Annotated in this window: 17 protein-coding genes; 2 read left to right on the forward strand and 15 right to left on the reverse strand. The window is 53.9% G+C overall.

The window, feature by feature from the left end:
• Positions 1–31: 31 nt before the first annotated feature.
• The 11 genes from MKY96_RS19325 to MKY96_RS19375 all read right to left on the reverse strand — a co-directional run bounded on the left by MKY96_RS19325 (position 32) and on the right by MKY96_RS19375 (position 14,828).
• Positions 32–1,867, reverse strand: coding sequence for a PAS domain-containing sensor histidine kinase (locus tag MKY96_RS19325; protein WP_340942462.1), 1,836 nt, complete (start codon positions 1,865–1,867; stop codon positions 32–34).
• 242 nt (positions 1,868–2,109) lie between these two features.
• Positions 2,110–2,796 (reverse strand): ABC transporter permease, encoded by a 687-nt coding sequence (locus MKY96_RS19330; protein ID WP_340942463.1) that lies wholly within the window; start codon positions 2,794–2,796, stop codon positions 2,110–2,112.
• A complete protein-coding gene (locus tag MKY96_RS19335; RefSeq protein ID WP_340942464.1) occupies positions 2,789–3,706 on the reverse strand; it encodes an ABC transporter ATP-binding protein in 918 nt (305 codons plus the stop codon). Before MKY96_RS19335 ends, MKY96_RS19330 begins: the two co-directional genes overlap by 8 nt.
• A 104-nt stretch (positions 3,707–3,810) precedes the next feature.
• Positions 3,811–4,746, reverse strand: coding sequence for a sensor histidine kinase (locus MKY96_RS19340; protein ID WP_340942466.1), 936 nt, complete (start codon positions 4,744–4,746; stop codon positions 3,811–3,813).
• Entirely contained in the window at positions 4,743–5,492 is a 750-nt protein-coding gene (locus tag MKY96_RS19345; protein WP_340942468.1) for a response regulator transcription factor, read from the reverse strand. The genes MKY96_RS19340 and MKY96_RS19345 overlap by 4 nt, the downstream gene beginning before the upstream one ends.
• Before the next feature lie 474 nt (positions 5,493–5,966).
• Positions 5,967–7,373 (reverse strand): transposase, encoded by a 1,407-nt coding sequence (locus tag MKY96_RS19350; protein WP_340938816.1) that lies wholly within the window; start codon positions 7,371–7,373, stop codon positions 5,967–5,969.
• Positions 7,374–7,826: 453 nt separating this feature from the next.
• Positions 7,827–10,736, reverse strand: coding sequence for an S-layer homology domain-containing protein (locus MKY96_RS19355; RefSeq protein ID WP_340942470.1), 2,910 nt, complete (start codon positions 10,734–10,736; stop codon positions 7,827–7,829).
• Positions 10,737–10,938: 202 nt separating this feature from the next.
• Positions 10,939–11,556 (reverse strand): uridine kinase family protein, encoded by a 618-nt coding sequence (locus MKY96_RS19360; protein WP_340942472.1) that lies wholly within the window; start codon positions 11,554–11,556, stop codon positions 10,939–10,941.
• Positions 11,557–11,685: 129 nt separating this feature from the next.
• Entirely contained in the window at positions 11,686–12,813 is a 1,128-nt protein-coding gene (locus tag MKY96_RS19365) for a glycoside hydrolase family 88/105 protein (RefSeq protein WP_340942473.1), read from the reverse strand.
• 35 nt (positions 12,814–12,848) lie between these two features.
• Positions 12,849–13,883, reverse strand: coding sequence for a dienelactone hydrolase family protein (locus tag MKY96_RS19370; RefSeq protein ID WP_340942475.1), 1,035 nt, complete (start codon positions 13,881–13,883; stop codon positions 12,849–12,851).
• Positions 13,884–13,937: 54 nt separating this feature from the next.
• A complete protein-coding gene (locus MKY96_RS19375) occupies positions 13,938–14,828 on the reverse strand; it encodes a pectinesterase family protein (RefSeq protein WP_340942476.1) in 891 nt (296 codons plus the stop codon).
• A 73-nt stretch (positions 14,829–14,901) separates the two neighbouring features.
• Here MKY96_RS19375 and MKY96_RS19380 point away from each other — a divergent pair, with 73 nt between their 5' ends.
• Positions 14,902–15,771, forward strand: a complete 870-nt coding sequence (locus MKY96_RS19380; protein WP_340942479.1) for a helix-turn-helix domain-containing protein — start codon at positions 14,902–14,904, stop codon at positions 15,769–15,771.
• 25 nt (positions 15,772–15,796) lie between these two features.
• On the opposite strand, the gene MKY96_RS19385 is transcribed toward MKY96_RS19380, so the two are convergent.
• The 4 genes from MKY96_RS19385 to MKY96_RS19400 form a co-directional block, all read right to left on the reverse strand.
• Positions 15,797–17,248 carry a glycoside hydrolase family 28 protein gene (locus tag MKY96_RS19385; RefSeq protein WP_340942480.1) on the reverse strand — a complete coding sequence of 484 codons (1,452 nt, stop codon included), beginning with the start codon at positions 17,246–17,248 and terminating at the stop codon, positions 15,797–15,799.
• Positions 17,249–17,278: 30 nt separating this feature from the next.
• Positions 17,279–18,844 (reverse strand): glycoside hydrolase family 43 protein, encoded by a 1,566-nt coding sequence (locus tag MKY96_RS19390; RefSeq protein WP_340942481.1) that lies wholly within the window; start codon positions 18,842–18,844, stop codon positions 17,279–17,281.
• A 223-nt stretch (positions 18,845–19,067) separates the two neighbouring features.
• Positions 19,068–19,844, reverse strand: a complete 777-nt coding sequence (locus MKY96_RS19395) for a GNAT family N-acetyltransferase (RefSeq protein WP_340942482.1) — start codon at positions 19,842–19,844, stop codon at positions 19,068–19,070.
• A 103-nt stretch (positions 19,845–19,947) separates the two neighbouring features.
• Entirely contained in the window at positions 19,948–20,745 is a 798-nt protein-coding gene (locus MKY96_RS19400; protein ID WP_340942484.1) for an AraC family transcriptional regulator, read from the reverse strand.
• Positions 20,746–20,882: 137 nt separating this feature from the next.
• On the opposite strand from MKY96_RS19400, the gene MKY96_RS19405 reads away from it, so the two are divergent.
• Positions 20,883–23,135, forward strand: coding sequence for an FAD-dependent oxidoreductase (locus MKY96_RS19405; protein WP_340942486.1), 2,253 nt, complete (start codon positions 20,883–20,885; stop codon positions 23,133–23,135).
• Positions 23,136–23,427: the final 292 nt, after the last annotated feature.

Consider the following 23,427-nt stretch of genomic DNA (forward strand, 5'->3'; position numbering starts at 1 on the left):
ATGAACGTCAGCACTCGGCTCGGGTTACCCCTCAGGAGAGTAACTCAGGCTCGGGCTCCGCCTCTTCCTTCATAAAAGGCAGCATAAACCGGAAGATCGATCCCCGGTCCTCCTCGCTCTCCACGAAGATCGTTCCGCCCATCAGCTCCACGAGCTGCTTGCAGATGGCAAGTCCCAGCCCGGTTCCGCCGTATTTGCGGTTAATGGACGGATGCAGCTGGGAGAAGGACTGGAAGAGCAGATTCAGCTTGCTGTCGGCAATGCCTACACCGGTATCACGGACCGAGAACTCCAGCAGATATTCCGTTGAAGCGGGCAGCGGGATGTTCTTGACTGACAAGGTGACACTGCCCCGATCGGTGAATTTCAGCGCGTTGCCGACCAGATTAACGATAATCTGGCGCAGCCGGCTCGGATCGGTCGTGACAATGTCCGGCACACTGGTATCTGCCCACCAGCGCAGGGAGAGCTTCTTCTCCTCCGCCTTTGGAGTGAACAGATCAATAATGCCCTCCAGCATCTCCCGCAGATCGAAGCGTTCGGATTGCAGCGGCATCTTGCCGGCCTCCATCTTGCTGAAATCGAGGATGTCATTAAGAATCTGCAGCAGGCTGTAGCTGCTGCTGCGCAGAATCTCGGCGTAGCTGCGCTGCTCCTCCCCAAGCTCGGTCTCCAGCAGCAGGTCGGCCATGCCGATCATTCCGTTCATCGGCGTACGGATCTCATGGCTCATCATCGCCAGGAAATCCGACTTGGCCTGTGCAGCCTGCTCTGCTGATTCCTTGGCGCGGAGGATCTCCCGCTCGTTCGTAATATCGCTGAACGAAATAACCACACCGCAGATCACGCCTCTGTCCAGCAGCGGAGCGATCCGGTAATTCACGAAGAAGCTGGTTCCATCCTTGCGCCAGAAAACATCATCCGCCTTGCTGCGGGTAACCCCGTCTTGCAGGGTAAGCACGATGGGACACTCCAGCGGAGAATGGCGGGGCGCGCCTCCATGCATGTAATGGATCATCTCCATCATCGGCAGCCCGGTCAGCTCTGACGGCTCGTAACCCAGCATCTCTGCCCCTTCACGGTTAATGAAGATGGTCCGGCCGAGGTTGTCCAGGCCGAAGATTCCGGCAGAGACAGAGTTCAGAATGAGGCTAAGCCGCTTGTCCTCGGCCATCTCGAACACGAATTCGGCCTGCGGCAGCTCCTCGTCATCCTTCGCGGCGGCCACTTCATCCGCATACGCAGAATACCCGTCTCCTGCCTGCACATTCCGCTCAGCACCTGCCGCATGGCTGCTGCTCATGCTCACCCAGCTATGCAGCAGACTGGACAGGGGCTGGTTCCCCGAATCATGGAGGATAGCGAATACACCGGCAATGCCTTCGTCTGTGTGAAGCGGCACATAGCGTACCGTAACCCCTGCACCGCAAGCACTTCCCGTACTCTTGGCACTTCCAGAATTCCCAGCACTCTCAGCACTCTCAGCACTCTCAGTACTTCCAACACCAGTACTTACCACATTTACAGCACTAGTATTTCCCGCACTTCCAGCACCATAATTACCCCCAGACTCAGCACCGCCGGCCCCTCTCCCCGTCTCTTCACGTCCTTCCGAGGCTTCCACGGCCAGCTCGAAGCCCGATGTAATCCCGGCCAGGGCCGCTGCAAAATGAGCCTCACCGGGCGGATGCATCCGGCAATCGTTCAGTATGCCTGCCTCCTCGGCACTTAACATCCGGTTACTGTCCCTGTACCTTCCCTGCCTGTCCAGCACAATGATGAGGTCCGGATGATGATCGAACAACGCCCTATAAGCACTTTCACCAGACAGCGCGTTGTCCAGAATAGAAGCCCAGTCTTTAAGCATAGCTCACCTCCTCCGCTGCTCCTTCAACCCTGCTATAGTTAGCGTCCGAAGACTGTATAAACGCTCTGATTATGTAGAACTCTCTGAATTAGTTCCTATTATAGCAAAAAAAACGTTAACGGTCGCCAGAAAAACATGGCACCGAGGCAGACTGTACAACGACAGAAACAGTGCTAGTCCTGTAGAAGGACCGCACTGTTCACTGCATTTCTATGAGAGGACAGGCTTGAATTCCGGCGATGTCAGCTTATATCCTGATGCTCGATCTTGCGGATGGAGAGGTAGGCAATCGCCACCCCGGCCAGGGCCAGGCTAACCGAGATCCCGAGCAGGTTACCCATGCGGAAGTTCCCGAAGCCTGAGGAGATCAGCATGACGATCAGCACGGCGGAGACAATCGTGGCCGATACGGATTTGCGGCGCATCCCGAAGTATAACGGAATCAGTCCGATGCCTGCCGAGTAGAGCGCATCTGTTCCGGCTGTTATCAGGTGGGTAAGCAGCAGCTTCTGTGTCAGCGCGCCTTGAATAACATTAGGCAGGAAATAACCGACACCTGCAAGAATACCGCTAATCACAATATTAGACAGCCAAATACTTAAGAAGGTGAACAGGAAGACAATGATCAGCTTGGCCGCCATGAGCATTTTACGCGGTACAGGGTACATGAACAGCACTGTGATTGTATTATTCTTATACTCGTCGATGACCAGCTTGCTGATCAGAACGGAGGCGAAGATGATATAGGTCGCTTTTACAAAAACAGACACCCCTTGAAATAAATCGCCATACGTTCCGAATTCCCCATCATCCATCCCGGTAAAGGCTAGAAGAAGCATAAGGACCAAAATGGCCAGATCCGCAATCAGCACGCCCTTAAGAAAAGTGAATTTACTCTTGCGCAACTCCAGCCGGATTAACTTAAACATGGTTGACGCCCCCCATCAGTTCCACAAAATGATCCTCCAGCGAATGATGCTTCTTGCTCATACTCTCCAGCTCCACCTCTGCTGCGGACAGGGCCCGGCTCAGCTCAAGCTGCGGGATATCTTCATAGACACGAATGGTCCGCGGGTCAAGCACCTTGTAATTGCGGATGCCCAGCTTCCCCTCCAGGATGAAGACGGCCTTCGTGCACTCGCTAGTCACCAGTTCGATATACTGAGTTTGCTGATTTCGGATCGTATCCATAGCCACCTGCTCTACCAGCACCCCTTCACGGATTACGCCGATCGTGTCGGCAATCTGCTCGATTTCGCCCAGAATGTGGCTGGAGATCAGCAGGGTCATGCCATAATCACGGCTCAGCATACGGAACACCTCGCGCAGCTCCTTGATTCCAAGCGGGTCCAGTCCGTTAATCGGTTCATCTAGGATCAGCAGCTCCGGCTTGGTCATGACCGCTCTGGCAATGCCCAGCCGCTGCTTCATCCCCAGGGAGAAATTCTTCACCGGCTTGCTGTCCACCGCTCCCAGCTTCACCAATTCGAGTGCTTCCTCTATCGCGTTGGTATCATAAAAACCCATATACTCCCCATGCAGCGCCAGGTTCTCGCGGGCACTCAGCTTGTCGTAGAACACCGGGTATTCAATAATGCTGCCCATGCGCTTCAGCATGTCGTAAGAGCGGTGGGTCATCTTCTCCCCGGCAAATTCAATCTCGCCCGCCGTCGGCTTCACCAGATTCGTGATCATTTTCATCACCGTTGTTTTGCCGGCGCCGTTCGGTCCCAGGAATCCGTAAATTTCACCCTGCTTAATCTCCATATTCACACTGCTAACAATTTCCTTATCCTCATAGACCTTGGTCAGATCCCATGTCCGGAGTATCGTTGTCATTTTCCGTTATCCCCTTTAGCCTCGTCTTGTTCTTCCTGGTATTTATTCTACAGGGCGGAATTTGCTTTTTTCTTACTGAAATCTTACTTAATTCTTAAGAAGCTTCAGAAGGACTGTCTGGGAAAAGAAAGTGTAAACGCCGTACGCACGTGTGGCTGGCTGCTCAGGGAAATGGTGCCGTTCATCTGCTCGGTCAGCCGCTTCGTAATCGTCAGCCCCAGGCCGCTGCCCTGATAGTCGCGGTTGCGCGAATCCTCCAGGGTGTACAGCCGCTCGAACACCTTATCCTCGTGGCCTTCGGCGATGCCCTTGCCCCGGTCCCACACTTCTATGCAGACCCGTCCGGCGTCCGGGTACAGCCTCAGCCCCAGCACTCCCCCTGCATTACCATAGGTAATCGCGTTGGAGAGCAGATTCGTCAGAATCCGGTCCAGCGCCTCATCGTTGCCCATGATATGAAGCGGCTCCTCCGGGATCTCGATCTGCACATCCGTGCCGCTCTCACTAAGCAGATCATAGAAGGCCAGAATATTCCGGCGGCAGACCTCGCCCAGTTCTACCCGCGAGAGCGGGATATCCCGGTCCCCGGACTCCAGCTTCGCCAGATCAAAGAACCGGTTCATCAGCACAATGACCTCACCAGCCTTGTTATGAATCGTCCGCAGCATCCGTTCCTGCTCTTCCTTGGATATCGCCTCATCATGCAGCAGCGTCTCAATATAGCCCAGCACCACCGTCAGGGGCGTCTTCAGATCATGCGATACATTCGCCAGCATTCCGCGCATGGATTGCTCCAGCTTACTCCGCTTGGCCGCTCCCTGATGATTGACATCGAGCAGCCGGTTCAGATCGGTCAGCAGCTGCTGCACCTGCGGACTGCTGCTCATCAGCAGCAGCCGCTCATGCGATCCGCCTTCTATGATGCTCTCCAGTTTATAGTGAATGTAGTCCAATTGGCGGGCATGCTGCCGTGAATTCAGGAACTGCAGCGTAGTGATCACAAGCAGCAGCACAAGCAGAACCAGCAACAGGATGATCATAATAGGACATCCCCCAGCTTGTAGCCGATCCCCCACAGCGTCTTGATATACTCTGGACGGGAGGGATCATCCTCAATTTTCTCGCGCAATCTGCGCATATGTACATTAATTACGTTCTCATCGCCAAAATAATCCTCTTCCCAGACTTGGCTGTAAATCTGCGCCTTGGTGAATACCCGGCCCGGACTGCTCACGAACAGCTTCAGGATGTGGAACTCCTTGGCGGTCAGCTTCAGGTCTTGCCCGTTCTTCCGCACGGAGAAGTTATCCAGGTCCACGCTCAGTCCGCGCAGCTCGATGCCCTTCGGCTTCTCTGGCTGAGACTCCCCGCTGCCCTGCGCTCCGCTCCCTGCAGCAGCCTGGCTTCTAGATGCAGCATACCCCGCCCGGCGGATCGCCGCCTTCACCCGGGCCGCCAGCTCAATCATCGAGAATGGCTTCGTAATATAATCATCCGCGCCGAAGCCCAGCCCCAGCGCCTTGTCCACATCGCTGTCCTTCGCCGACATGATCAGCACCGGCACAAGGCTGCCGCTGCGGATGATCTGCAGCACATCCGTACCGCTGCGCTTCGGCAGCATCAAATCCAGCAGCACGAGATCGTAAGCATGGCCGCCCATGAACTTGCTCACTGCCATGTCCCCGTCATATGCGATCTCCACCTCATAGCCCTCTTTGGTCAGATAAGAATGGACCATTTCGCTGATCGCTTCATCATCCTCGATCAGCAGCACCCTCTGTTGCATAATGAACCTCCTGTACTTCTATTTAACAACGCATGTAGTAACAGGCAGCTATAACAAACTAACGCCGGCTTCTACAAGCCCGATTATAGATCTGCGACAAGCCAAAATCGTTGATTTCGATGGCAATACCTTGATCGGATGGAGCTTTTGTTAAAGTATACCAATGCTGCGGACGCGATTCTACTAAAAAGAGCTATCTCTACACTCGGGAACTTAAGTTAGTAACATACTTCCGGATTTCACCATAATTACTGATAGAACTTCCACCTGCCGTTGCCGCAACAAGCTCTCAATTAGCTTACAGTATGGGGTAGAGGGTACGCCGCTTCTTTTTTTAAAATCATGCCCATAATACAACATTCTGCTCATAAAAGCGTCCATAAATTAGAATTGTTGTAGGAATGAGTCAATTTCATAATTCAATTTGTTAAATAGCAAGATTAGGCCAAAATCTAAGGTCACATTTTTAAAAAATCAGGCGATTTGCTGGGAATTCCTCAACTGCTGGTTCAATTTGTCTAACGCAAACTTACTCAAATTGTACGCGAGCGTACTGAGCTGGAAATCGACACTTGCCCGGACACCGCGGTGGCGTGTGCGCTTCATCCCGAAATACTCTTTGAGATAGGCAAACACACGCTCCACGGCCGTACGCTTCTTGTACAGTGTTGTAAAACTTTCGCTCCCTCTGGCGGGATAGGTGTGTAAACGCAAATCCGTTTGGATTCGAATTTTAAACACTTTTTGGCATTCGGTACCGGAAAGCGCACAGCCTTTGCATTCACTAGGCCGGGTGTACTTCAGGGTCTCATATTTGGCATCAAAACTGTCGTAACGGTACGCATGCCCTTGAGCGCACACCGGCGTGTAATCGAGATTCATTCCCGCAGGCGGGTCTTTGTGGTGAATCAGGGAAATCGCAGGATAGGCGCCGAGCGAATGAATCAACTGGTAGATCGCCGCGCAATCGTACCCCTTGTCGCCCAAGATATGCTTGACCTTTAGCATCGGAAACTTCAGGAGCAGGCCTTTGAGAAGGACGACCGCCATACGCTGGTCATTCGGATTGGCCGAACTAAAGAGGCCGCTGAGGATATACTGGCTGTCCGTGTCGACCAGCAGATTCGCCTTGAACCCGTAATAGCTGGTCATTCGGCCCTTCGTATTTTTCTTGTCACAACGCGCAGCATGCCGGGGCAACGCGGTCAGTAGTTCATCGTACGGGTACGGCAACATCGCTTCAATGGTTTTCTGGAACGGTCCGAGACTTTGTTCATAGGCTTCCATTTCCTCGCGCCGACGTTCCTTTTCCGCCTGGGATGGACGGCCGGGCTTGCTATATCTGGGTTTCTTCAGCGGCTCGTTCGCCACCTTAGGCTCAGGCTCGGGATGTTCGAGCTGAATTTGCTCGGCCACCGAAGCTTCGCCTTTCTTTTGCCCCCGGCGAGCCGCACGACGCTTGGAGGCCGATTCGCTAAATTGGCAATCCCAAGCCTCGACCATGGATGAATCCACAGCCAGATGGGTTCCGCTCACAAAGCCTTCTTCTAGGGCAGACGTGACTAGGCGATCCTGAAGTTGTTCCAGCATTCCCGTTTGCTCCAGCGCATGAATCAAACGGGAATAGGAGGCCTGACTTGGAATGTTATCCGAGCCGGTGAACCGGCACTGGACTCGAAATTCGTTGCTATGATTCAGTCGCCGGACCAGGGCAGAGACAAACTCGATGTTCTCCATTTTTGCAATCAGCAGCGAGTAGATCATGGCAGGTACATTTAATTTTTCAGGCCGTCCGCGATGGTTCTTTTTCCCTAGTGCGAACAGAACTGGAGCTAAATGTAAGTGTTCAAAGATTTGGCTGTATTTATCTTCTGGACTCATTTGGAGCAATTCCTCGAAGGAAAACAGTTCTTCTTGTCGAATAGAATAGATGGGGATTACCTCTTTTCTTCTCGGGTGTTGGTTTCGTCGCCTATAACTTCGAGAATTTGGGGAGGTACTCCTTTTTCTATGCTCAAAAAAACCAGGTATAGCAAGGGTTTTGAATTATGAAATTGTCTCGGAATTGCAGCATTTCTCCACCTACAGGCGGATTAATAGAAAAATTCTTGCATTTCGTGCAACAACCCCCTCCGAACAAAAGCTATTTACAGAACCAAGTTGTAATATCTGCAACATTATTCAAATACAGCATCACTGCTCAGCAGCTTAACTCTGGGTTGACTGCATATTACCCGCTGATACCGCCAGAACAATATGCAACAAAGCAGCGGCTCTCCAAGTAACGGGAGAAGCGCTGCTCTGTTATTTCTGATAATCTGCTGTATTTGGTTATTATTCCTTAGCCAAAGTAATATCCAGGGGATCAACAAGCCGGCCCTCTTTAACTTTAAATTTACGATTTATATCGATTCTCTTCTGATGCTCAGCATCCCAATAGAAATATACATCGTATTCCCCATCCGGCAGATAAAAATCAAAATTGCCATTGGTAACTGTTGCTGCATAGGAAAGCGGAGAATCCGTACCGGCCTCAGTAATCATTAGCACTCCATTAGCATGTGGAGTTCCATCCTCATTATAGATCTTGCCTGATATTGCTAAAGGTACCTTGATATCAACCGGTCCGGCGGCAGGTTCACCATTGACAATTGTTATCTGTGTACGTAAGGGTATACTTTCTGAATTCTTAATGTTCAGCATCTGTATGTTATAAGCGCCATCCGGTAAATAAAGATCAAACTTACCTGCAACCACATTGACCGTATAAACCCCGAAATTCTGAGCATTCATTTCTCTAATTTCCAGCCATCCGTCGTCAATCGGGGAGCCGTCCGCGAAGGTAATGCTTCCTTCAATTTTTGGAGGCAATTTTATATTCAGATTACTCTTCCCGTCAATGACCTCAAATAAATAATTAATTCTTAATTGATTGTTAGTTTCGCCATAGATTAACATTTCTACGTTATAATGACCGTCGGGTAAATTAAAGTTGAACCTGCCTGCTTGGATTTTGGCACTATACCAGCCAATCGGCCCGCTGTCCAGGCGCTGTACAAAAATTTCTCCATCCTCAACTATTGTCCCGTCCGAATACTGTATCATACCTGCCTGCTGCTCAGGAATGAGAATATGCACTTCCCGGTCAGCCTTGCCATTCATAACGTAAAACATATAGTAGAGTGAAATATTCTCTTGTGTAGTTGTAGAACGCATGGAGTAAATTCTGTACGTCCCATCCGGCAAATCTATAGAGAATTCCCCTTTTGTCAAATCAGAGGTGTACATCATATGATCGCTATCCCGTACTAAGTATATAGTGCCTGAATCTACAACCTTCCCGTCTGCACGCTCAATGAAACCTTTTACAACACCATGATTTACAATGGGCGGTGTGGGGGCCACCGTTGACCCAGGTGTTACTATGGGTGTTACTACCGGCCACGAGGATGGGGATGGCGACGGTGAATTCACCGCCGTTGGTGTCGCTAACGGCGATGGTGACGGTGAAGTTACCGCCGTTGGCTTCGCTGTCGCCGCTGGTGTCGGCGTTGCCGTTGGTGCTGGCGTTGCTACTGGTGTCGGCGTTGCCGTTGGTGCTGGCGTTGCTACTGGTGTCGGCGTTGCCGTCGGTTCTGGCGTTGCTATTGGTGTCGGCGTTGCCGTCGGTTCTGGCGTTGCTATTGGTGTCGGCGTTGCCGTCGGTTCTGGCGTTGCTATTGGTGTCGGCGTTGCCGTTGGTTCCGCTGTTGGTATTGGCGTTGCTGTTGGCTCCTCCGTTGGTGCTGCTGTTGGTGTCGCTGCTGGCGCCGGTGTTTCTGCCGTACTGCCGCCTCCACCAGTTCCTCCCCCGCCGCCAACTGACACAGCCGCTGTTGGAACTGCAGAAGACGCAGCTACTGTTTTATCAGAACCCGCTATATTCACTTTTACATCTGCCGGAACATCTGTGCCGATCGTAAGATTACCTGGACCATTCTCTATTGTAATGCCCAAAGCATTCACTACCGCATTTTCAATGTTGCCTTTGCCTGATATTTGTATTCCGGCGTTCATTGTCATAGATTTGATATTGCTGCTATTGGCCAATTTATTACTGCCCGCTGTCTTATCAACATTGACTGTCTCGACAGTGCCCCCGCTGAGTTCAATGTTAAGGCGTGATGCAAGAATATTTACAGCCTTGAAGCTGCCGGTCAACAGAATGCGGGCATCGGCTGGAATTTCAGGTGATAACGTGAGGGTGCTGATCTCAGCTCCGGTGAGGGATTCAACGGCAGCAACGGACTGAATCTGAAGATTCTGGATTTGGGTCTTTCCTTCAGCTACTACTCTTACACTGCCATCTTCCTTGTCAACACGCACAGATCCCAGTGTGGAATCCGCAAGATGAATACTGTTAGCCCCGCCGCCCTCAATTGCGGTATTTCCTCTTACTGTTACATTCTGGAGCCGCACATCGCCTTCAGCTATGCCTTCTCCCAGCAGCAGATCTCCAGTGATATTCATATTACGGAGTGTGACACCTGGCACGCTGACCACTACATCACTGTCTACTTCCGACATTCCTGACAACGGACCATATATACCTGGTGTTTCATAGATGATTACATATTCATCGGAATCTGCATTTAGCACCGATAGAGCCCTGTCCAAAATGACTACGGTCTCTGCCCGGGTTGCATAAGCGAGGGGCCGAAAGTTCCCATCACCGGAACCCGTCATGATACCTTGTTCGCTTACAGCCCCGATAGCACCTTTGCTCCAAGCTGCACTCTTAGTAATATCTCTGAACTCCGGAGCCGCAGCCGGTGCTGTCAGCTTGAGCAGCTTGCTAATGATCACAGCCAGCTCCTGACGGTTGATCTTCTGATCAGGCTTAAAGGTCCCATCCTCGTAGCCCTGAACATAGCCCGCAGCATTAGCCTGCAAAATACTTGAATAATACCATTTACTGCTGGAGATATCGCTAAAATTAGCTTTTTTCGTTTCAGTGAATCCAAAAGCCCTATTAATCAAAACCGTTAATTCCGCCCGAGTCACCGGGTTATTCGGCTTGAATTCACCATCAGGGTAGCCGGCGATCAGACCTTGATCCATCCATTTACTGATTTGATTCTTCGCCCAGTTACCACCGAGATCGGATACATTGCCCGCAAAAGCTGAGACAGCCGGCAGCATGGAAAGGCACATAGCAAGTGCTCCTGCGATAACTTTTTTCCTTACACTTCTTTTGATAAACAAACTGATTCCCCCGACTATGTAGTTATAAAAGTCTATTACTTAAGCCCTATTAATCCGTTAAATTATAACATGATTCAGTATAGGGATTGGTAATATTTTCGGATTTTATTTCCCTCATTCCCGGCAGCAAAATACGGCCCCAACTCTCCATATTACCGGAAAGCGGGGGCCGCAGCTGCGTATGACTCTCTTTTAACCGAAACTAACCTTCTTCCTGATTCCTAATCACAATCTCGAACTTCTCATGATACGGATGCATGAATAATTCATACTGAATTCTACGCTGTTCATGGGACTTCATTAAGTATCCGATATCCGTGCCCCGCTCGGCCACATCCCGGATTCCCCTGCGCCTCAGCTCGGTCTCCCCATCCGTGTGCAGATATACTTTGAGGTCATACAGCCCCGGATCGGTAAAAGCAACACTCATGCCTTCGACAATATTAATCTTGTTGTGCGAAGATAACAGCGTACTCTTGGTGTAATGGGTATCCATCGTATACAGGCCGAGGCCGTCCCTCAGCATACGGATATCCCGCTCCAGCGCGGCAACGTTATGGGCCAGCGGGTGGCACGCCGTCATTTTATCACGGTGATGTTCATTGTTATATTCATAGTCAATCATCGCGTACTTCCTGAGACTAGAACCGATAATATAAGGGTCCGTATTTAATAGATTCACATTCTCCTGCCCGAGCAGGCTGATCAGACGACTGGCAAATGTGGTTTTGCCTGATGCTCCGTGACCCGAAATCCCTATGATAACCCTCCCGGCCTGACCGCTGATCCACTTGACGATTCTCTGTAATTCCTGTTCCATTGGCCTGTGTCCTCCGCATATCCTTTTGATAGATGTAATAACATCTTATACTATCATACAATGCGGCCCGGGAAGCTGCTGCCCTTCCAGCAAAATCCCGGCAACGGTGAAGCTTATTCTGCCGTCTGTCTATTGCCCGGCAACGTACCTCTCCACTTCAAGAGATGCCAGCAGCAGCGGCGCTACACCCATAGGCACATCTGATACAACCGCTTCGGAAATGTAGTAATCGTAGGAGCCGTTGCGGTCCTTGCTGAGACCTGCCCCGTGGCAGATCTGGTGCAGATGAACACCTTGTTCGTCTTCGGTAACCAGATGCTTAAGGATTCCCTCATAGCCTCGAAGCATCGCTGCCTTGAAGGAAGGCTCCAGATAACGCAGCCGCAGGGCTTTGGCCATCGCATAGACGAACATGCAGGAGCCTGTCGCTTCAAGGTAGTTGCCCTTGCGTCCCGCCTGATCCAGCACCTGATACCAGAGGCCGCTCACCTGATCCTGCACCTCAACCAGCGCACCGCACATCCGCTGAAAAATCCCCATCACCGTTCCCCGCTGCGGATGGGTCAACGGGAAGTGCTCCAGGCAGTCCACGGCAGCCATCGCGTACCAGCCCATCGCCCGGCTCCAGAAGTGGGCGGACAATCCGGTGGAGGAATCCGCCCACTCCTGCTCCCTGGATTCATCCCAGCCGTGATAGAACAGGCCGGTCCGCGGATCACGGGTTCTGCGCTCAATCAGCAGCAGCTGACGGGCGGCTTCATCGATCAGCTCCGGACGCCCGAAGACCGCCCCGTATTCGGCCAGGAACGGCGAAGCCATGTATAATCCGTCCAGCCACATCTGGAAGGGATATATTTTCTTATGCCAGAAGCCGCCTTCGGAGGTCCGGGGCTGTCCGATGAGCTGCGCTGCCAGCAGATGGGCGGCTTCCGCATAGCGCTGCTCGCCCGTCTGATGGTACAGCCAGAACAGATTCTTGCCCTGATTGATCTGATCCAGGTTATATTCCTCCAGCGAATAGGAGCGGATGGCCCCGTCCTCCCCGATGAAGCTGTCCATATGCCGCTGCATGAAGGAGAGGTACTCAGGCTCGCTATGCTGCATCCCGGCCCGGGCTACTGACATCAGCAGCATGCCGGGAACATACGCCCAGCGCTCCATCACATACTCATGCTCCCCTTGTTCATTGCATTGACCGATGAATGTATCCGCAATTCTGCGGGATAAGCCTGTGCTTACTGCTTCTGATATAGACATCTCTATTCCTCCTGTCATTTGCGCTACCTGTTACCCTACTCCTGCGGACCGGCAAGCTGCTTAAGCAGCCAGGCATACGCCGGTTCCCCGTGAATCTCATGACCCCCTGTGAAAAAATCCGCCGCAAGCTGCCCGCCATGACCCTCTGCGGCATAGATTTGCTCCAGCCGCTCCAGAGCCTCCCTCGCGCCGGCGGGACCAAACAAATGGTCCGCATCCCCCGCCTCCAGGAACAGCCCGCGCGGTGCAATCAGGCCCAGCAGGTCCGGCATCTCCGCTTCCAGCAGAATGCCCGGAATGTAATTGTCCAGACAATGATTCCGCGTGAGAATGCTGTCTTGGAACGTATTGGCGTAGCCGCTGACGACCGCACTGCTGATCCGTTCATCCAGTGCAGCCGTGAAGCCTGCCACCAGCCCGCCGCCGGAGATACCCATAATGCCGATCCGCTCACCGTCAACCTCATCCCGCTGCTGCAGATAATCCAGCGCCCGCATCGTCTCATAGATGCGGAAGCCTGCCATCGTCTGCCCTGTCATCAGCAGCGCCGCGGACAGGCGGAAGCAGGAATTACGTCCAGGCTCGCCGCTCTTCAGATCCTCAGCCAGACGCCTGTCTCCGAAACCGAGTACCTCGGGAGCCGCAACGACGAAGCCCTGCTTCACCAGAGAAACGGCAAAATCCTTATGCAGACCCGGGTCCCCCGTCCGCTCCGACCCGTCCGGGTTCAAGCCGGTGATCTCGCGGCTGCCGTAGCCATGCCCGTGAATAGCCAGCACAGCCGGGCAGGGAGAGGACAGCGGCTGCTCCGGGAGCAGAAGATACATTGCCATTCGCAGTCCTTCATAGGTGGTAATCCCGACCCGTTCGCGGATATAGCCGGGACAGACTGTCCGCTCCAGCTGTACCGGTTCAAGCGCCGCCCTCTGAGCAGGGAATCCGCCCAGCCGCTCTATGAATCCTGCGGCAAGGGATGCCCGCCATTGTCCGAATGGAAGGTCTGCCCTGAAGGCAGAGCTGCGCGGTGCAGAAGCCGTCTGTTGATTGATATATTGTTCAAGTGATTCCATCAGGGATATCCTCCAATCCTGTTACTGGGTTCGGGTGAACCACGGCCCAAGCGATTAATAGCCCTCGGGATGCCAGCCGTCCAGCACAGACAGAATCCGGTACTGTGCGGCTTCCTCCGCAGTTAATTGGCGTGACCACGCCACCCGGCCTTCGGGGCAAGCGCCCGGGCCGCTGCTGCCATACTCTTCATAGCGGCTGGTCTGCTCCCGGTCCGGCTGCCCCCAGTTATGCCAGCCTTCGCCGGTCACCGAGCCGTCCATCACCGTGCGGATGAAGGCGACATGCGCGTAAGGGCGCCAAGGGCGTCCGAGATAGCACTCACTTACCCCTTCGCCGCCGGTAATCCGGCAATCCAGGAACACATAACCGAAGGCGGCTCCCTCCGGCGTTGAAGCCGCTGTGATATACCCTCTGGAACGCTTGTTATGGAGATGGCAGCGGTCAAACAACGCGGTGGCCGGACCAAAAATATAATCCACATCCCCTTCAATGTAGCAATCATCATAATATTGCCGCCCCGGCCCGGTATACAGGGTATCCTGATCCCCTAACAGACGTACACGACGGAACACAGCCTGCCCGGCATCCACGAACGCCGCGACCGCCTGTCCTGTTCCCGGGCCGGAAGTGTTGCGGATCGTCAGATTCTCGGCAGTGAAGCCTTCTGCGAACACATTCAGCGTCCCGGTACGGAAGGTACGCAGCGGTTCACCGTCCGCGCCGAGCGTATGGGCATTATCATTCCACGAGATAATGGTGGAATGCTGATCCTCTCCCAGCAGCAGGATGGGCGGGGCTTCGCGGGCGATCGTAACCTTTTCCTCATAGATCCCTGGCTTAATCCGTATAGTTACGGCTTGCAACTCCCCCGGCGGAATGGAATCCAGCGCCTCCTGCAGACTGCTGAATCCTTCTCCGGCATTCTTCGAGACTATCATTAACATGGACGGCTCCTTTCACAGCAACCTGAATGTATTCTATAATAACTGTAACAGCTTCCAGGAGAAGAGGAGATGTATGAACAGCGTATCTGGCCCTAATCCCAAATATTATCTTGAAGACGGACGCTTCAGCATCCAGCATATGAAGCGTAAAGGCATCACTGCGATGCCGCGCCCCCACAGCCATGAATGGACGGAGCTGTATTATCTGACGGACGGGGAGCGTGTATATTTTGTGGACGACCGGGTGGTTACGGTTCACAAAGGCGAGCTGATTCTGATTCCCGGCCGCGAGCTCCATTCCACGGCAAGCTCCGAGAAGGCCGAGTTCGAGCGGATCCTGATCAATTATGACCCGCTGCTACTGCCTCCGGTGCTGAGGGACGAGCAGCAGTGGTTCCAGAGCCGCCGCTACCGCTTGTTCAGGCTGACCCTGCGCGAGCAGAATGAAGCGGAGTCCCTGCTGAACCGCATGCTGGAGGAATCCCGCATCCGGCGGCCCTTGTACGAAGCCTGTGTCACCGCGCTATTGACCGAGCTGATGATTCTGCTCCAGCGTTCGGAGAGTACGGCCCAGGCTGGCGGCACCCGCCATCCGCTGCACCATCTGGTAACAGATGTCGCCACCTATATACGCACCCATTACCGGGAAGCGCTTACGCTGGAAGAGACCGCCAAGGACTTTTTCATCAGTCCCTCTTATTTGAGCCGGGTATTTCATCGCCTGACCGGCTTTCATTTCCGGGAATATATCGTCCATATCCGGGTCCGAGAGGCCCAGCGTCTGCTGGCCGGGACCCCCGCCAGAATCCAGGAGATTGCCGGGGCAGTCGGCTTCGAGCATCTGTCCCATTTCAATAAAACTTTCAAAAAATCAACCGGCCTGACCCCGCTCCAGTACCGTAAGGAAGCGGGAGCGCAGCCTGCACCGGAGTCCCGAGGCTAGTATCCGGTCCGCCTCGCACCTCTGCTTAAAGCTCCGTGATGGCCAGCTCTCCTGAACGGACAAGCTCAACATCACTGCACTTATGCATCTGTACCTGCGGCTCCTCCTGCGTCTGCAGCCTGATCCGGTCCAGCTTCAGACCTGCTGCATGGCGCAGGATGATGCCCCGCCTGCTTATGGCGGTGAAGTTCTCCACCGTAAGCGCAGCAAGCGGCATTTCCGGCAGCCCGTTCACCAGCAGCGCGGTTGCCGCCCCGTGGCAGGCCATATTCCGCAGCGTAATGTTACGGAACTGCGGAGTCTCCTCCGTGACCGGAACCTCCTGCTCGTCATAGCCCTCAGACCCCTCAACCCCGGCATAGAACAGGTGGAAGGATACCGTTTCATGGACGATGCCTGACATTTGTATATTTTCTACCCGGATATCCTCTACTACGCCGCCTCTTCCCCGGGTACTCTTGAAGCGCAGCCCGATGTCCGTACCCATGAACACGCAGTCGTTCACCCGGACCGCATATACACCGCCCGACATTTCACTGCCGATCACTACCCCGCCATGCCCGTGATAGACCGTACAATGACGGATCGTAATGTACCGGCAAGCTCTTCCTGCCCGGCGGCCCTCCTCATCCTTGCCCGATTTCAGACAGATGGCATCGTCGCCTACATCGAACCCGCAGCGCTCGACCAGCGCATGTGTACAGGACTCCAGATCCAGCCCGTCCCCGTTCTGGGAGTACCATGGATTGCGCACTTGAATATGTCTGATTGTAACCTGCTCACAGCCCATGGGGTGCAGACACCAGGCAGGAGAATTCTGAAAGGTCGGCCCCTCCAGCAGCACTCTGCGGCAATTCCGCAGGCTCAGCAGCGCTGGACGCAGATACGCCCGGGCAGGAAGGTAGGCTTCCATTGCTGTCTCGCCGCCTTCCTTCAGCTTCAGAACATAAGCTTCTCCCGTAAGCGCTTCCTTGGAAGGCCACCAGATCTCACCCTGTTCATCCAAGGCCCCCCCGGAGGCAAGCAGGCTATTCCACTCCAGTTCCGTCCGCTTGAAGCGCTTCACCGGACGCCAGGCCTCACCGCTGCCATCGAAGATGCCTTCACCGGTAATGGCTACATCGCTCAGATCCTCACCGTCCAGCGGAGCCTTGCACCGCCAGCCGGCAGTCCCTTCGTAATGGGAGAACAGCAGCGGATACAGATTATACTCGGGTTCAAAGCGTACCAGTGCCCCCCGCTCGGCACACAGATTGATCCGGCTGTGCAGCGTCAGCGGCCCGGTACGCCAGATTCCCGGCGGGATGATCACCGTTCCTCCTCCCGCAGCTGCGCAGGCATCCAGGGTATCCTGTATAGCAGATGTACAGAGCAGCCCTTCAGCTTCTGCCCCATAGTCTGTAATACAGAAGGTCCGCTGCGGAATCTGCGGCAGCTCCGGGATTGGATAAACTTCGGAATCATATTTATTATTCATCGTATTCCTCCATCTCTGTCTAATCAAGATCTATTCAAGCTCTTCATAGCTGAACCAGCCGTAATCCGCAACATTGCTGCTCTGTGCTCCGCCCGCACTGGCATACATTCCGATATAGGCCCCTGTAAAACCTCCGGCCCAATCCGTGCTCAGCACCCGGCCGTCAGCCCGTTCATGCAGTGCGGTCCAGGTGTCAGAGTCTGCGGCTCTATAATAAAAGCTGTACTCCTGCCCCCTGGCTTCTACCTTAAGCTGTACGGTATCCAGAGGATACGGTGCAGAGGCCAGCATTTGCTCAGCTCCTCTGCTGCGGACGGTCAGCTTCAGCAGCTGCCTGCCATCCTCCAGCGCCCGTTCATAGCGGAAGTGGTTGTCCGCATTCTGGATCAGAGCCAGTCCGGCGCTCTCGCCTGCGGCCTCCGGCTGGAAGCGCATCTCCGCTGCGGCTCTGAAGCTGAGATGCTGCTGCCGTCTCCCGATATAAGCCGGATTGCCGGTCTCCGCCAGCACCTCCGGCTTCAGCCGCAGCCGCAGATGTCCCGGATGCTCGCTGAGGCTCCAGAATTCACCGCGCGGCGTGCGCAGGAAGTTCCAGACGAGGCTAAGCTCCCCGGCATCGAAATCATCCCGCACTGGCAGCAGCGGCCACTGCGTCACCGGCAGATCCGGCGCTGGCCCCTCAAGCTCAAGTACGCCCTTGCCGGGATTCACTACTGGCCATTCGTCCTCCCACTTGACCGGTGCCAGGAAGGTCTCCCGGCCCAGGTTGCGGTAATATCCCCCGCAGGTCCGGGAGGCCAGGCAGAGCATCCACCAATCCCCGTGCTGCGTCTCCACAAGCTCCCCGTGACCCGTATTCACGATGGGGTACTCCCTGCCGAGATGGCGGTGGGTCAGGATTGGATTGGCCCGGTGCCCCTCATAAGGCCCTGTCACGTTCCGGCTTCTGGCAACCGTTACCGCATGGGTATGGCCGGTGCCGCCCTCGGCGATCAGCAGATAATACCATCCTCCTATGGAATACAGATGCGGCCCTTCCTGGGCATGGGCAGTCTTCAGCGCACCTTGCCAGAGACTGTGCTTCGGACCGGTAAGCCTGCCCTGCGCCAGATCAATCTCCTGCAGCCAGATGTCCATATGCTTCGGATAATCCTGGCCTCCGGGAGGCACCCGGTTACCGGTGTAGTAGACCTTGCTGTCCTCATCGAAGAACAGGGAAGGATCAATGCCGGGCGCATCCTCCAGCCAGACCGGATCTGACCAGTCTCCCGCCGGATCGGCGGATGTGACATAAAAATTATGCGGGTCCTTGTGATTATCTACGAACGTTGTGATCATATAAAAGAGACCTTGATGATACCGGAGGGTCGGCGCCCAAATCCCCCTTGACGGGAGAATCCCGTCCAGATTGAGCTGGGACGGACGGTCCAGCACATGGCCCAGCTGGCGCCAGTGGACAAGATCCCTGCTGTAGAAAATCGGAACCCCGGGGTAGAATTCAAAGCTTGAAGTGACCAGATAATAGTCCTCTCCTACACGGATGGCCGAAGGATCTGGATAGAAGCCCGGCAGCACCGGATTACGGAATGTTCTCAAATTCGGAAGTCCTCCTTCACACGGGCATTATGTACAAACACTCAATCAACGATAGGTAAGCATAACCCATTATAGTTCGTATAAGTTTAAATTTCTTGCGCTTTCTATGTTCTTTTTCTTGTTTTTTATACTTTCTTGTCCTGCAAACAGAAACAGCGACAGCAGAGGACGGATAACGTCTCTGGCTGTCGCTGTATGAATATATTACAACAATAATTCAGCCTTACTTCCTCGCATAGAGCGAATAGGTCTCTGGAGCGGCAAAATGTAGTTTCTGCGCCAATCGGATGGAGGCCGTATTGTGAAGGTCACAGTCCCATCTTGGCGTGATCTGACGTTCTAAGCTCTCCAGGATAAAAGCTTCGGCAACACACCCCGCCACGCCCCTTCCCCTATACAAAGGATTCGTCACAATATCAATCTCCGCATACTGATCAGACGAGAAAATAGAGACACACTCTCCTGCAATTACTTCGTGTTCCGTAACAAAGAAACCGAAGCCCTTGTCCGCAAAACGCTCCACCGATCCCCAGTATTTCCGGATGTACGCTGCATCGAACTCTCTATGTCCCTCAAGCGATTCCTCATTTGTCCTGTTCAGCCGGAAGCCATCCGGTATACCCGCTCTTCCCGATTGCATGAAACGATGCTCATTGAATGTAAAAGAATACCTCTGCATCCGCTGCAGCTTCGCCCCTAAAAGCTCATTAATTCTTCGATCCCATCGTTCAGAGGATGAAAATAACGTAAACCTCTGATTAAGCTTCTCTCTGCGCTTGAATTCGTGCATAAGCATGAGTGCAAAATCATCATTAGTCTCATCCCCCATCACTGCATAAATGCCTGAAGAAGTACCGATCAGCGCCGAAGACTTATCGATGATGATGTCCCCGGCAATGTAACGGTCTAATACCGAATACGCAAATGTGGGAAAAGTGTTATCTTGATCAGCATCCATTATATTTCTTGCGGCGATGGCAGAAGCTTCGTTCTCGATCATTTCAAAACGTTCCTTTCTAGAGAAAACAGTATGGTTTACAACAAATTAGATAAACAGCTAATTACATGATAATATAATTCGTTGATCCATACAATTGTTATTATTATACGCGGTGCAGCTTACGGTACCGGGATGGTGTTAATCCCAGCTTCGCCGTGAACACCCGGCTCAGATAGAAGCCGTTCTCGTAACCGCACTGCTGGGCGATCAGCTCAATGGGCAACCTTGAATCCTCCAAGAGCTGGCAGGCCCGTCTGAGCCGGAGTCCGGTTACGAAGTCTGAAGGGGCCGTCCCATAGGCTGCACGGAAACGCCGCGTTAATTGTACCGGTGTAATAGCAAGGGTAGCCGCCAGCTCCTGCAGGGTCATAGGTGTACAGGCATGCTCCAGCAGCCATTGCTTAGCCTGTTGCATCAGCGGGCCCGGGCTTGTCTCTCCAGAGCGCAGTTCCTCGGATGCACTGCTGCGCTCAATTTCAAGCAGCCTCCACAAATCCTCCAGCATATGCTTCATCCGGCTATAGCCCGGCTCCTCCTGAATCCCTCTTCCGATACTCCGCATATAGCGGCAGGTAGACATCAGGCGCTCCACATCCCGGACAGTCCATCTGCCTCCAAGCGTTGCGGCGTCCTCCGGTCCCTCCTCTTCCTCCCACTCGAATTGTATGAAATGAAAGGTCAACGGACTAAGTGTTCTCCGGTAAAAGGTTGTCCCCGGCGGACATACAATGATATCCCCTGACCCGCCTTCCCCTTCGTGGTCTCCGAAGCGGTAAGCGAATTGTCCCTGCTCCACCGCAAATAAGGTCCACACGGGGTAGGTGTCGTGCTCCAGCAGGAACTGTTTTTTCTGCTCCCAATACAGATAGACTGCCGGACGAACCGACCAATTCATGCGCATGTCTGACGCTCCTTAGATGCATTATTCAATGAAATAAAGTGTATAAATCAAGAAATTATATGCATGTCATTTGATTATAGATTATCCTATCATGAAACTACGGATATATTAACACACACCAAAGGAGAGGTTCAACAATGCGTAGTGAAACGGTCAACACGGATGTAACTGTGGTAGGCGGCGGACTGGCAGGGGTATGCGCGGCAATTGCAGCAGCCCGGCTGGGCCAGCGTGTGGCGCTGATTAATAACCGTCCGGTGCTCGGCGGTAACTCCAGCAGTGAGGTGCGGGTATGGGTATGCGGCGCAACCTCGCACGGTATCCACCGGTATGCCCGTGAGACGGGGATTATGGGCGAGCTGTTTGTGGAGAACCAGTACCGCAACAAAGACGGCAATCCGTATCTCTGGGATATGGTTGTGCTTGAAGCGGTTAAGGCCGAACCGAACATTCAGCTGTTTCTGAACACGGATATTCATGAAGTCGATGCTTACGAGGATGGCAGCGGCCAGCGGAGCCTCCGGTCCGTGACCGGGTGGATGATGGGGTCGGAGCGGAGAATTACTTTTGAAAGCGCGGTCTTTCTGGACTGTACGGGAGATGGCCTGGTAGGCTTCCTGGCAGGGGCAGAGTACCGGCTGGGCCGTGAAGCACGCGAAGAATATAATGAGGAATGGGCACCGTTAATCGCAGATGATATTACACTCGGCAGCACACTGCTCTTCTATACCAAGGACGCAGGTCATCCGGTCAAATATATCGCTCCAGCCATGGCAAAGGATATTACACAAACCTCTATTGCCGAGCGCCGTATCATCCGCAGCGGCGACAACGGCTGCGCCTACTGGTGGATCGAATTCGGGGGCGAGCAGGACACTGTTCACGACAATGAGGCCATCCGCGACGAGCTGTGGTCTGTGATCTACGGGATCTGGGACTATATTAAGAACTCCGGCAAATTCGACGCTGACAACATGACGCTGGAATGGGTAGGTTCGACTCCGGGCAAGCGGGAGTACCGCCGGTTCATTGGCGATTATGTCCTGAATCAGAACGATATCCTGGCCCAGCGCGAATTCCCGGACCGTGTGGCGTTCGGCGGCTGGTCCATTGACCTGCATCCGCCGCAGGGAGTGTACGCTACAGAGTCAGGCTCGAAGCATATGTATTCGGACGGCAGCTATCACATCCCGTTCCGTTCGCTGTATTCGGTGAACGTCAGCAATCTGCTGATGGCCGGCCGCGACATCAGCGCCTCGCATGTCGCGTTCGGCACAACCCGCGTCATGGCTACCTGCGCGGTCATTGGCGAAGCGGCTGGTACCGGCGCGGCACTCTGCGCCGCCAAGGGAATATCGCCGCGCGAACTGCATGCGGCTCACCTGAACGAGCTGCAGCAGACGATGCTGCGCCAGGATGCTTCCGTCCTCGGGCTACGCAACGAGGATGATGCCGATCTGGCGCTGAAGGCTGGGCTCAGCGCTTCCAGCGAGCGGACCCGGTTCGGCGTGGAGCAATCCGCGTTCAGCGTCCCGCTCACAGCGAACATCGGCATCACCGTTGCGGCCGATCCGGGGCTGGACGGAATTGAGCTGCTGATCGATGCGGCCGAAGCCGCAGAGCTGACGGTCGAGCTATGGGAGACCGGACGTCCCGAGAACTATGTTCCCCATACGCTGATTCAGTCCGCGTCAGCTCCCGTTCAGGCCGGAGCCGCCCAGTGGGTGAAGCTCCCGGTTCAGTGGCAGCCGGAGTCACCGCGCAACGCGTTCCTGATCTTGAAGGCCCATCCTGCACTGTCGCTGCATATGGCGGATGAGCCAGCTTCGGGTATGCTCGCCTACGGGCATAATGAGACCCCCGCAGCCTCGCGGGATTTCGGCGAGAATCCGCCTGCACAGCCCGTAGTGCAGTGGGACAAAAAGAAATTCGATCACAAAGCCCCGTGCCTCCGTCTGTCTGCTCCTACGAGTGCCTTCGCCGCAGACAAAGCGATTGACGGATACCTCCGTCCTTACGGCGGCCCGCATCTGTGGTCCTCTGACAAGATGAACTCCGGCCAGCCGGAATGGCTGGAGCTGGCCTGGAACGAGCCGGTAACTCTGCGCGAGGTTCACGTTACCTTTAACGACGATGTGAACGAGGACCTGATCAACCTGCATCATCATATTACAGACGCCGAAATCCTGCCGACCCTGGTCAAGGATTACCGGATCGAAGCCTATACCGGCGGGGAGTGGACTGTGGTTGCCGAAGAACAGGGCAATTACAAGCGCAAGCGGGTACACACGCTGCACGAAGCTGTGAGAACAGGCCGCCTTCGCGTGGTAGTGCTTGAGACCAACGGCAGTGAGTATGCGGAGATTATTGAAGTGCGGGTATATGGTTAAGGGAGCGGACTAAATTTAACACATTGAAATTTGAAGCGGAAGGCTATAGCATTTAAAATGTGGACTTCAGTAGTACAGCTAAAACAAGTATGGATGGCAGACATGGTCAGTTAAGAATATCCCGATCAATGCCGGAACAGCGGTAGGAACCCATACGTTATATGTTACTTTTGTGAAGTCAGATTCCTCCACAGTTGCAAATTTAACTTGGTTCCAGTTCAAATGGAATGAAAGCTGTTTGATGTATGTTGAGCGGGGCCTGACTGCGGTCAGGCCCTTTTGACGCAGAAAG

Source organism: Paenibacillus sp. FSL R7-0302, from assembly GCF_038006885.1.
Classification (GTDB): Bacteria; Bacillota; Bacilli; order Paenibacillales; family Paenibacillaceae; genus Paenibacillus_AQ.